The sequence below is a fragment of the Acinetobacter sp. 197 genome (assembly GCF_048148385.1).
Lineage (GTDB): Bacteria > Pseudomonadota > Gammaproteobacteria > Pseudomonadales > Moraxellaceae > Acinetobacter > Acinetobacter pecorum.
In genome coordinates this window covers 1-11,260 of sequence record NZ_JAYWZK010000024.1, presented here as the reverse complement: position 1 = coordinate 11,260, position 11,260 = coordinate 1, and the positions used below count along the sequence as shown (strand labels likewise).

12 protein-coding genes are annotated in these 11,260 nt (G+C 38.3%); 5 read left to right on the top strand and 7 right to left on the bottom strand.

Annotated features, from left to right (window positions below; genetic code table 11):
* Positions 1-265 precede the first annotated feature (265 nt).
* From VXQ11_RS15330 to tnpA, 5 genes are all read right to left on the bottom strand, one after another.
* The gene (locus tag VXQ11_RS15330) at positions 266-1,129 is read right to left on the bottom strand and encodes a sugar phosphate isomerase/epimerase family protein (RefSeq protein ID WP_416706411.1); all 864 of its coding nucleotides are present in this window, start codon (positions 1,127-1,129) and stop codon (positions 266-268) included.
* 31 nt (positions 1,130-1,160) lie between these two features.
* Positions 1,161-2,432 (bottom strand): sugar MFS transporter, encoded by a 1,272-nt coding sequence (locus VXQ11_RS15325; protein WP_416706410.1) that lies wholly within the window; start codon positions 2,430-2,432, stop codon positions 1,161-1,163.
* A 202-nt stretch (positions 2,433-2,634) separates the two neighbouring features.
* Positions 2,635-4,239 (bottom strand): IS66 family transposase, encoded by a 1,605-nt coding sequence (tnpC, locus tag VXQ11_RS15320; protein ID WP_416706409.1) that lies wholly within the window; start codon positions 4,237-4,239, stop codon positions 2,635-2,637.
* A gap of 74 nt (positions 4,240-4,313) precedes the next feature.
* Entirely contained in the window at positions 4,314-4,649 is a 336-nt protein-coding gene (gene tnpB / locus VXQ11_RS15315; protein WP_416706408.1) for an IS66 family insertion sequence element accessory protein TnpB, read from the bottom strand.
* Positions 4,646-5,029, bottom strand: a complete 384-nt coding sequence (tnpA, locus tag VXQ11_RS15310; protein WP_416706407.1) for an IS66-like element accessory protein TnpA — start codon at positions 5,027-5,029, stop codon at positions 4,646-4,648. The genes tnpB and tnpA overlap by 4 nt, the downstream gene beginning before the upstream one ends.
* Positions 5,030-5,094: 65 nt before the next feature.
* Between tnpA and VXQ11_RS15305 the strand changes: the two genes are divergently transcribed.
* The 5 genes from VXQ11_RS15305 (at position 5,095) to VXQ11_RS15285 (ending at position 10,272) form a co-directional block, all read left to right on the top strand.
* Positions 5,095-5,742 (top strand): aldo/keto reductase, encoded by a 648-nt coding sequence (locus VXQ11_RS15305; RefSeq protein ID WP_416706406.1) that lies wholly within the window; start codon positions 5,095-5,097, stop codon positions 5,740-5,742.
* A gap of 240 nt (positions 5,743-5,982) precedes the next feature.
* Entirely contained in the window at positions 5,983-7,029 is a 1,047-nt protein-coding gene (iolG, locus tag VXQ11_RS15300; protein ID WP_416706405.1) for an inositol 2-dehydrogenase, read from the top strand.
* 91 nt (positions 7,030-7,120) lie between these two features.
* Complete coding sequence (locus VXQ11_RS15295; protein WP_416706404.1) at positions 7,121-8,398, top strand: MFS transporter; 1,278 nt, start codon at positions 7,121-7,123, stop codon at positions 8,396-8,398.
* 21 nt (positions 8,399-8,419) lie between these two features.
* Positions 8,420-9,283 carry a sugar phosphate isomerase/epimerase family protein gene (locus VXQ11_RS15290; RefSeq protein ID WP_416706403.1) on the top strand — a complete coding sequence of 288 codons (864 nt, stop codon included), beginning with the start codon at positions 8,420-8,422 and terminating at the stop codon, positions 9,281-9,283.
* A 212-nt stretch (positions 9,284-9,495) separates the two neighbouring features.
* Positions 9,496-10,272, top strand: coding sequence for an SDR family NAD(P)-dependent oxidoreductase (locus tag VXQ11_RS15285; RefSeq protein ID WP_273338513.1), 777 nt, complete (start codon positions 9,496-9,498; stop codon positions 10,270-10,272).
* A 48-nt stretch (positions 10,273-10,320) separates the two neighbouring features.
* Here VXQ11_RS15285 and VXQ11_RS15280 read toward each other — a convergent pair whose 3' ends face one another.
* Both VXQ11_RS15280 and VXQ11_RS15275 read right to left on the bottom strand, forming a co-directional pair.
* Positions 10,321-10,785, bottom strand: a complete 465-nt coding sequence (locus VXQ11_RS15280; RefSeq protein ID WP_416706402.1) for a DMT family transporter — start codon at positions 10,783-10,785, stop codon at positions 10,321-10,323.
* 102 nt (positions 10,786-10,887) lie between these two features.
* Positions 10,888-11,151: a putative quinol monooxygenase gene (locus VXQ11_RS15275; RefSeq protein WP_416706401.1), complete on the bottom strand. Its 264-nt coding sequence runs from the start codon at positions 11,149-11,151 to the stop codon at positions 10,888-10,890.
* Positions 11,152-11,260 lie beyond the last annotated feature (109 nt).

Here is an 11,260-nt window from a genome sequence, read left to right as displayed (position 1 = left end):
AAACAAGGTGGCTTAACTAGAGCGGAATATCACTTATAAATACGCTTTTAGTTGTTCAAACATGTGGGACCACCTCTATCCACACAAGCTATCAGCAAGTTTTGGATAGCATTCTCGAATTATGTATTGATTCAACATAATGCTTTCAAAACTGTTACACCTCATTTTTAAATTCGCCGAGCTTTAATTAAATATTTTATAAACAAAATAAAATCGACATTTATAAACCCCAATAGTTTAAAAATTACTATTGGGGTGAAAGCTATTAAGCTGTTACAAAATCGAATGCACCAATTGTAGTCTCATAAGCCCGTTTTGCCATCTCATCAAGCGGAAGCACTCGATGCTCTTGTGAAATCAATTCAACGCCATAATATGGCTGGTTAAAGCCCGCTTTCTTAATTTCATTTAGGAACAATGGGATGTCATATGATCCTTGACCACAAAGTTTTCGATGGTGTGTAGAGTCGTTAAATAAATCACCTTGAACTTCATCTGCAGCATCATTCAATTCAACTGATTTAATTAAGTGTGCTGGTACCATACTAATTTTTTCAAAATCAATATTACCACGTGCTAAATGCCAAATATCTAAGCACAATCCACCATTAGCATCACCAGTATCAACGACTTTCAAGCCATCTTCTAAAGTAGCTAAACGCGAGAATGGCATAATTTCTAGAGCAACATTTGCATTCACTTGAGCCACTTCTTTACACAACTTAGAGAATTCCTCAGCCATGTTTTCCAAGCTATTTGGAGAATTTTCAAATGGCTTAGCACCAATTTTTAAATTACACATTCCTAGCTCTGCGCCGAGCTCAATCATTTTAGAGCGCTCATAGTCAGAGACTTTACGAGCATCGCCAGTTAAATACCAATCTAATAAAATTTCTAGTTCAAAATATTTAATATCATTGTCTTTAAATAACTGACGGATTGTAGCTACACTGTTTTGCTCAAGTGTTGCTTGCAAATCGCTAAGTACAAGGCCAATTCCTTTCCAACCTGCTTTAGACGCTGCTTCAACACGCTGCTGTAATGTAAATGGGCTAATTTCTGTTGGAGCACCCGGATATACGTTTCCAGCTAATGTCCAATAAGCTGCTAATAAATCTGGTTTGTTCATAAAATATTTCCTTTAATTTGTATTACGAAAATTATGCTTTCGAAAATTTATATCCAGTAAGATCTTGAGTAATTGCACACCAGCAAATTAGTGCATAACAAATTGTAGGAACAATAAACGCTGTAGAAATGCTTGTTATATCTGAAAGATAGCCCATAACTAGAGGTAAAATCGCACCACCAACAAACATCGTCACCATCAAAGATGCAGCCATTTGTGATTTTTTACCTAAACCGCGGACACCCATAGAGAAGATTGTTGGATATAGCGTAGATTTGAATAAAAACATACAGATAAGAACTACAACTGAAATATATTGATAGCCCAACATCACGAATAAGCATGCCAATACACAAACCGAACTATTAAAGATCTGTAACTTTCTTGGATCGATATACTTCATTACGAAGATACCTAAGAAGCGACCACTCATATAACAGAACATAGCCATAGAAAGGAAATATGCTGCTTTAGCTGGAGTGATGCCATCCCAATGCTCAATGACATAATTGATAAAGAATGCACCGATACCAAAATGAGCACCGTTATAACAAAATTGTGAAAGCATCGCTTTACGCACATTTTTATTCTTTAACAGCGGAACATTTTCATAAACTGTATCTTCTGGACGCGGCTCAATATTATTTTCATCTTGATGATTTGCTTCTGGCAATCTGATCGAAATCATATAGCCCACGACACAAAGTACAAGAATTGAAAGCGCCACATAAGTTAATGTTGCTGGTTCTACATAGAATCCTGCAACAGTCCCTGCAGGGATGAAGAATACAGCGCCACCCACTAATGGCCCGCACATGCCGCCCATTCCACCAAAAGCTTGAGCTAAAGTTAAACGACGAGTAGCATCTTTTGGATCACCTAATTTCGTTGCATATAAGTTACATACAATTTCAAGGCAAGCTAAACCAGAGGCTAAGATAAAAATTGCGGTTAAAAATGCTGTGAATGTTCCAACCATCGCAGCAGGAACAAATCCCATACATCCGATAGCAAATAGTAGTAAACCAACAATAATTGAAGATCTATAGCCAAATCGCTTCATCAGTAATCCGACTGGAATCGCTGATAGGAAGTAAGCACCTAAGTATGCTGTCTGAATAAAAGCTGACTGACCATGTGAAATATGGAAGACGTCCTGAAAATGTTTATTTAGAACATCTAATAATGTATGTGAGAAAGCCCACATGAAATTAAAAGCAGTGACTAAAATCATTGTTGCTTTTATTGAGATAGCTTTCTTGCTCACAGGTACTTCTGTGATTTTACTTAAACTTGCGTCCATTGCGAGTTTCCTTGTAAACAGGTAATACTTCCCTATGAAGTATGATAATCCATACTCCACAGGTTGATTTTGTTTTCCGAGTTGCTAAATTCAGTTAAATGTTACGAATTAAGCGGCAAGAGACTTTGAAGGGCCTTCAGGATTTACAATGATTGCTTTATTGCTTTCAACGTAAGCGTCCGCTGAACCCCATACCTATTTTTTAATTTTGGTCGGGTTGCCACCGGTGTGGCAGTAATTCTTCTATTTGGGTCACTTTATGTGTCGGTAACCTTTTCAGCACATCACTTAAATAGGCATACGGATCCAAGCCATTCAGCTTTGCTGACTGGATTAAAGTCATGATATTCGCCGCTCGCTGACCACTGCGCAGCGAGCCAGCAAACAGCCAGTTCTTGCATCCTAAGGCCCAAGGTCGCATTTGATTCTCTACCCAATTATTGCAAATCGGTAGATTGCCATCATCCAGATAGCGGCTTAAGGCTGGCCAACGCTTCAGAGTGTAATTGATGGCCTTGGCGGTGGCAGAACTCGATGGCACCGTCAGATGATGTTGGTTGAGCCATTCATACAGTTGTTGCATCACCGGTTGACTATGCTGTTGCCGGTATTCGCGGCGGTCTTCCGCTGTACTATCGGTCTTTTTCCTGAGTTCTGCTTCTATCCCATACAGTTTCTGAATCAGCACTAATGCCTGTTCAGCGACCTGACTTTTCCCGGTCACATGCAGTTCATGGAATTTACGACGTGCATGGGCCATGCAGCCCACCTCAATGACCTGGCCTGATTTAAAGCGTGCTTTATAACCACTGTAATCATCACAGACCAGATAGCCCTGCCAGTCTTTCAGGAACTCTTCAGCATGCTGGCCAGAACGGCTATCCTGAAAGTCATAGATCACTGCCTGAACTGGATTGTACTGTGTGGTGGCATAGGCCCAGACATAACCTTTCTTCGGTTTTTTCTCATTCTCACCCATCCGCATGATGGTGACCGGTGTTTCATCTGCATGCAGCACCTGCTGTTGCAGCACTACCTCTTTTAAGGCATTGGCCAGAGGTTCCAGTTCCACACCGCAGCGACCAATCCAGTCAGATAAAGTGGATCTGGACAGATCAATGCCAGCCCGCTGATAGATCAGGCGCTGACGGTACAGCGGTAAATGATCGGCATACTTCGATACCAGCACATGGCTGAGCAGTTCAGGTGAAGCAATGCCTTTATCAATTACATAGGCGGGCATCGCTTGCTGAGTCAGTGTGTCACACTGATCACAGACCCATTTGCCACGCACATGCTGTTCCTTATAGAACTGTGCCGGTCTGAAATGCAGTTTTTCACTGACATCTTCGCCGATACGACGGAGTTGGCATCCACAAGCGCATTGGGTTGATGCAGGTTCATGCTCAATACGGATGGTGTATAGATGATCTGGCAGCAGTCGACGTTTAGGTTTGTTGACTGTGGCTTTGTGTGTCACTGCATCGGTTTTATCTGCATTCAGCCGCTCCAGTTCTAGATCAACCGCAGCAATATCTTCTTCAACCGCTTCATCCCACAGGTGGATTTGTTTTGCAGTGAGATGTTCGTTTTTACTGCCGAATTTGTGCTGTTTAAATAGTGCGAGTTCATGCTCGTATTTTTGATTGAGAATAGAAAGATGCTGAACTTTGGCATCCAATTGCTGGTTTGATTTTTCTAATTCTTGATTTGATTGTGCCAGAGACTGATGCTGCATCGCCAACTGCCGGGTAAATTCCAGCAGTTGTTCATGGGTCAGTTGGCTTAAATCAGGCAGCATTTTCATGACCGCAGTATGCCTGAGGTCATGACGCAGAGGAAATAGAACGTTTGGAGAATAGCAGAATGGAACAGCCTAGTTTAGAGTATTGTTACCACTTGCTGTCGTCCAATGCGCTGCCAGGGCAAACCCTGAATTAGTGCCTGTAACTGTTCTGGACTGAGAGCTACATTTTCACCCTGGTGAACTTGAGCCCAGTGAAATTTGCCCTGTTCCAGCCGCCGGGCACACAGCCAGATGCCCAGTCCATCATGCACCAGTACTTTCATACGATGACCACGTTTATTACAGAACAGGTAAGCACAGTGCGGCTTGATCGAGCCAAAGGTTCTCACCACCTGAGCCATGGCAGTATCCATTCCTGCACGCATATCCATGGGCTGAGTAGACAACCAGATTTCATCGATACGGATCATGTTGCCAGCACCTTGAGTAATTCTCCTAAAGCAGATATTTCTGATACTTGCCATTTCAAGCCAATTTCTGATTTTGAGTGGGGTAAAGTAATTTGAACCGTTAACATGTCAGTAGGAGTAGGATCTAATGCTGCAGAGCAAGATAAGGCAATAAATGCAGGTTTATTCGGTAGTGGTGAGCGATCACTCCCTGGCTTAGCATCAATTAAGCGAATCCATTTGGATACAAGATTTGTATTCAATCCATGTTGCAAAGCGACTGAAGCAATTGAAACGTCCGGTGCTTTACAAGCCTGAACGATCTGCTGTTTAGATTCAGCACTGTATGTTCTTCGTTTTTTCGCAAGAGATGCGATGGATGTCTGATTATTTGTAGTCATAAATTTAAGTCCCCACTTGTTTCTAAGTGGGGACTAAATTAAGGCTTATAGGATGAATTCAGAAGGTGTGTTCAGCGGACGCTTACGAAGCATCTCTAAAACGTTTAGGTACAGATTATATTGATCTTTACTATACCCACTATGATGATAATCAGACTCCACCAGAGGAAACGCTGGGAACACTTAAAACCTTAATTGAACAGGGAAAAATCAGAGCAATTGGTGCATCTAATATTTCCCCTAGGCGTTTGGAACTATTTTTAGAATGCTCGAGAGAAAATAATTTACCCTCATATGCTTGTTTACAAACACTTTATAATTTATATGATCGTCAAGAATATGAAGCAAATTATCAGAGACTTTGTATAGATCATGGAATTGGAGTTCTCAGTTATTTTTCTCTTGCTCATGGTTTTCTCAGTGGTAAATACCGTTCTATGGATGATCTCAACAAGAGTTCATCAAGAGGTTCTAGTGTGGTTAATTATCTAAATCCACATGGCCTAGCTCTACTAGATAGATTAGAACAAGTCGCTCAACAATATAAAATGAAGCCCTCACAAGTTGCAATTGCTTGGTTACTTGCTCAGGACGGTATTAGTGCTCCAGTTGTAAGTGCTACTAATCTAGAGCAATTACAAGAAGTTATCAATGCAACACAAATCAAATTAAATCGAGAAGACATATCATTCCTGTCTGCCACAGAGGTATGATTGTATAGACTGTGCTTTAAATTAATATTTCGATTTAAGATCTTACTAGGTCATCAATTTTTTTGAAAAATTGATGACCTTTTTCCTTTTTTAAAGAACTTTTAAAACCCAATATTTCAAAAATGAAAAAGTGTTTTTAGAAATAAGCTATTTTTTTTCAAAAATAGCTTATATACCCTAATAACTATCAAATAAGACAACTTTCCTAAGCTGTCACTATTTTCTAACAGGAAGTCAGAAATGTTAAGAGTTGCAATTCTAGGTGCAGGACGTATCGCACAAATACATTCTAAAAGTGCTTTTCTTAATTCACAATGTGAACTCAAGCTGATTGCTGATCCTTGGAAAGAAGGCGTAGACAAACTTGCCAATGAACTTCAATGCGAAGCTTGTTATGACTATTATGAAGCTATTGATCGCAATGATGTTGATGCCATTGTAATTGCAACAGCCACTGATCTGCACATTGATTTAATGTTACATGCAGTAAAATGTAAGAAGCCAGTTTTATGTGAAAAACCAATAGATTTGGATTTTCAACGCTCAATTGATGCAGTACAAGAAATCCAGAGTCTGAATGGCCAGGTTATGTTAGCATTCAATCGTCGTTTTGATGAAGATACTATTGCCATAAAAGAGGCAATTCTCAATAACGATATTGGAGATATTCGCCAAGTTATTATCACCAGCCGTGATCCTGGCATGCAGCCTGTTGAATATATGAAGACTTCTGGCGGTATCTTTAAAGATATGACCATCCATGATTTTGATACAGCACGTCATATTCTTGGTGAAGAACCTGTAGAGATTTTTGCTACTGCAAGCCGTTTAGTCGATGAGGAACTTGCTACAATCAATGATTATGATACTTGTAGTATTACCTTAAAAACTAAATCTGGTAAACAATGTATCATTAATAATTGCCGTGAAGCTGTTTATGGATATGATCAACGTATTGAGGTACTTGGCTCTAAAGGTTTATTAAAAACCCAAAACCATCGCCCATCTACTCTAAAAAAATATACTCAAGATTTCACAAGTGCACAAAAGCCATTATTAAATTTCTTTTTGGAACGCTATACAAGCTCATATCGTAAAGAGTTTGATGTCTTTGTCTCTTGTTTAGTCAATAACCAAGATTTCCCAACCAACTTATTTGATGGTTTACAAGCCCTCTACTTAGCAGTATGTGCAATGGCATCTGTAGAAGGCAATAAAGCAATTTCAGTTAACCCTGAAGGCCCTCAATTATCTACTACAGATAATATCGGATTATTTTTACTTTAAATATCTAATCCCCCTCATTCCTGTAAATAAGCTATGAAGCATGTTTAAACATGCTTCATGAATGACTATAACTATTTAAAAGGAAACCGCAATGGATGCGAGTTTAAATAATAGTGTGGATAATATATCCGCTAAAAAGAGAATGGTTTCATTTAAAACAGCTATGATTTTTATCATTGCTTGTAACTTTATTTGGGCTTTTTCTCATACCTTGTTAGATGTCCTGAATAAACACTTTCAGGATAAGTTTAGTATTTCTCATGGTGAATCCGCTTTCATCCAAACTGCTTACTTGAGTGCCTATTTTCTCTCAGCCATTCCTGTAGGCTACTTGATGAAAAAATGTGGTTATAGAAACTCTATTATTGTTGGTTTAACATTATTCGCAGTTGGCTGCATGGGCTTTGTTCCCGCTACTCAAATAGGAACTTTTTCTGCATTTTTAACTGCGATATTTATATTAGCCACAGGTTTAGCTTGTTTAGAAATTGTATGCCTTTTATACGCATCTAAGTTAGGTGATCCATCAGGAGCAGCTCGACGCTTAACCCTCACTCAAGCATTTGGTGGTCTAGGTGGCATGTGTGGTCCAATCGTTGGTGGTGCGGTATTTTTTATTCCAGTTGTGAGTATTTCAGGTTTCACAGTCGAACCTGCAACCATGACCTATGCTGTCATTTCCCTGCTAATTTTCGCACTGGTTAGTTATATTCTTACCTTAAAATTCCCGGAACAGTTTAGCAATGAGTCATCAACTACAGCCAAGAGTGACAATGTTTTTGAACATTTACCATTTTCAAAAAACAAAAACTTGCATAAAGGCATGATTGGGAAATTCTGTTATACAGGTGCACATTTTGGAATTGGAGCATTCTTCATCAATTTTACTCTTGAACATTGGCATGGGATCACTCCTACCAAAGCAGCTTATTTCTTATCTATTGCTATGTTCTGCTACATGATGGGTCGCTTTGCTGGCATCGTAGTAATGAAGTATGTTGATCCACGTAAATTACAAATTTTTAATAGTCTTGTTTGTGCCGCTGGATGTGCATACGTTGTACTTGGTTATGATTATTCATCTGTCGTTGTACTCATTGGATTATTCTTCTTTAAATCAACCCTTTACCCAACCATCTTTGCAATGGGTGTTCGTGGAATGGGGCAAAAATCACAAATGGCAGCATCCTTGATGATTACCATGTTTGTAGGTGGCGCCATCTTACCTTTAGTCATGGGCTATATTTCAGATATGTCCAACATGGCAACTGCCTTTATAGTTCCTATGATCTGCTACCTCCTCATCTGTTATTGTGCAATCACTCAAGATTTAATGGGTTATGACCCTAAACAAACAATTTCTCACTAAGTTTTTATTAAGGAAAATACTATGAATAAACCCGACTTATTGGCAGCATACTGGACTTTGGCAGGTAATGTTTATCCAGGCGCACCAACAGAAATTAGCCCATACACGCTACAAGAACGTGTAGAAGCTGCCTCAAAAGCAGGCTGGAAAGGAATCGGCCTAGTTCTTAAAGATCTCCAAGCAACACTTGAAAAAAGTAGTCTTGCAGATATTCGCCAACTTTTTAAAGACAATGATATTAAATATTTTGAACTTGAAATTTTGTTAGATTGGTATCTGAGTGGTGAAGAGCGCAAGGTATCTGATTATGAACGCTCAAAAATGATTGAGTTGGGTGCTGAACTAGGAATGTGTAATCTTAAAGTAGGTGCCAAACCATTTGAAAATTCACCAAATACTTTAGAAAATATGTCAGCAGAATTTTCTAAGCTATGTAAAGAAGTTGCTCAAGTCAATGCCAATGTAGCATTAGAAATCATGCCTTTCTCACGATTAGCAACTTTAGAAGATGGATTAAAAGTTGTAGATACAGGTGATGCAAATGGAGGCTTATGTTTAGATATTTGGCACCTTGCCCGTGGAAATATTGATTTCCATAAAATTAGCATGATCCCAGCTCATCTTATTAAATCTGTTGAGTTAAATGATGCAGCCGAGAAGGTTCAAGGTGATCTATTTAATGACTCCACACACCATCGTAAATTATGTGGACAAGGATCGTTTGATATTCCAGTTTTCTTAAATGAAATCAAGAAAGCTGGTTTTAATCAACCTTATTATGGTGTTGAACTTATTTCGCAAGACCATCGTATTCTTACACTGGATCAAATGGCAAAAAATGCCTATGAAACGACTATTAATGCCTTTAACACTGTAAAAGCATAATTATATTTCTACCACTACCCAATAGATAGTTTTATCTATTGGTTTTTTTATTTTAATAACATATAAAATATGCTTATCTTTATTATTTCATTTTCAGAAAAACTGTTTTTAATTATTGCTCTTTTAAAATAAATATTCTGCTTTAAAATAAAAACCAGGAAATGAGAGAAAACCTTTCTGATCTAAAATTAATCTAAAATGGAGTTTTATAAATGAGTGCATCTCAACAAATTACATTTGATCTACCTGAAGCAGTCATTCTTACAGGAACATCGTCAGGTCTTGGTGAGGCAATGGCAATTGCATTAACTCAATCCAATGTAAAAGTCTTTGGTCTTGATATTGCTGGAAAAACAGCGGCTTTAGACGCATTAGATCATTATGAACATTTCCAAGGTGATATTACCAACCCAGAATCTTGGACTGCACTGACTGAAGCAGTTAAAGCGGGCAATTTTAAGCATGTTGGTCTAGTACCGTGTGCTGCAATTACAGATATTGACCGTATTCTTGATGTTACTCCTGATCGTATCAAAAAAGTATTTGATGTGAATATTTTAGGAACAATTCAGGCACTTCAAGCAGCATTACCATTAATGCTACCAAATAAACAAGGTAGTATCGTTTTAATTGGCAGTATCTGTGCGACATTTGGTGAGCAAGGTTTGCCAATTTATTCAGCATCAAAAGCGGCTGTTCGGGAATTGGCTCGTACTACTTCTCTTGATTATGCTCGTGATGGCATTAAAGTGAATATTGTTAGCCCAGGTCCAATGATGGCAGGCTTGTTCAAGCGTCATGTTGAATCTGTAAATGACCCAAGCTTCCATCCTAAACGTGCCAACCGCCAACCATACGGTCAAATTCTAGAAGTAGATGATGTGGCTAAAACAATTCTATTCTTATTATCTTCAGGTTCTAGTGCATTATTAGGTGCTGACCTTATGGCAGATGCAGGTTTAACTACTGGTTTTGATTTCTACAGCTAATCATTACCTTAAATAAAAAAGATCTAGGAGGTTTTTCCTAGGTCTTTTTTATTGTTTAAACCATCGCCCACCAAACATAAATAAAATCAAGCCTACACACATAATTGTCATACCAACAAATTTCCACCAATAAATAGGACGGACTGGCATTTGGATCAAGCCTAAACCATCAATCACCATACCTGCTACTAATTGTCCAATGATAAAAAGAAACATTGTATTTGCTACACCCAATTGAGGGGCAAGGAAAATTGAGGTAAACACAATACCAGCTCCCAGCATTCCTCCTATCCAACGCCACCAAGGTTGTAAAGCTATATTACTGTGTACACTATGCCAATCGGCCTGTGACAATGCGAAAATAAGCAAACATAGCCCACCAATCGTAAAAGAGATTAAGGTAGCGACAATTGGTTGGTTTCCCATACCAGCACTTAATCTACTATTAATTGCAGCTTGTATCGAAAGCCCTGCACCACCAAGTAATGCCATAAAAATATAAATCAACTTCATCACATCGCCCTAAGAACTCTCTAAATAATATAAAAAAAGGAAATATTGATTTCCTTTTTAATCCTCTAAACAAAAAACCTCTACTAGAAGTTTTTTAAATATTTATAAAATTCGTTTTAAAATACGAGTTTCATTATATAGAATCAGATCCCCGATCTCTTTAAAACATGCAATAAAATGTACTGTTTTCAAGTGATCTTCTAAATCCTCCATAGTTTTCCATTTCTCAAAGAAAATTAATGTTGATGGGTTATAAATCTCTTGATGAAGTTCATATTGTAAACATCCATTTTCTTTACGAGTCATATTCACTAGTACTTTGAATGCATCAATAACTAGAGGTGGATCAGGAAATTTGAACAACACTTATAAGTGATATTTTGCTCCCCAAATGATGTTATAAACATCAATATATGGAGTATTTTATGGCACGTAGACCAAGAAGAAATCATTCAAATGATTTTAAAGCTAAGGT

Bases quoted from the DNA above. Each gene is read 5' to 3' on its own strand.
- VXQ11_RS15330 (WP_416706411.1), bottom strand. From the start codon at position 1,129: ATGAACAAACCAGATTTATTAGCAGCTTATTGGACATTAGCTGGAAAC.
- VXQ11_RS15325 (WP_416706410.1), bottom strand. From the start codon at position 2,432: ATGGACGCAAGTTTAAGTAAAATCACAGAAGTACCTGTGAGCAAGAAA.
- tnpC (WP_416706409.1), bottom strand. From the start codon at position 4,239: ATGAAAATGCTGCCTGATTTAAGCCAACTGACCCATGAACAACTGCTG.
- tnpB (WP_416706408.1), bottom strand. From the start codon at position 4,649: ATGATCCGTATCGATGAAATCTGGTTGTCTACTCAGCCCATGGATATG.
- tnpA (WP_416706407.1), bottom strand. From the start codon at position 5,029: ATGACTACAAATAATCAGACATCCATCGCATCTCTTGCGAAAAAACGA.
- iolG (WP_416706405.1), top strand. From the start codon at position 5,983: ATGTTAAGAGTTGCAATTCTAGGTGCAGGACGTATCGCACAAATACAT.
- VXQ11_RS15295 (WP_416706404.1), top strand. From the start codon at position 7,121: ATGGATGCGAGTTTAAATAATAGTGTGGATAATATATCCGCTAAAAAG.
- VXQ11_RS15290 (WP_416706403.1), top strand. From the start codon at position 8,420: ATGAATAAACCCGACTTATTGGCAGCATACTGGACTTTGGCAGGTAAT.
- VXQ11_RS15285 (WP_273338513.1), top strand. From the start codon at position 9,496: ATGAGTGCATCTCAACAAATTACATTTGATCTACCTGAAGCAGTCATT.
- VXQ11_RS15280 (WP_416706402.1), bottom strand. From the start codon at position 10,785: ATGAAGTTGATTTATATTTTTATGGCATTACTTGGTGGTGCAGGGCTT.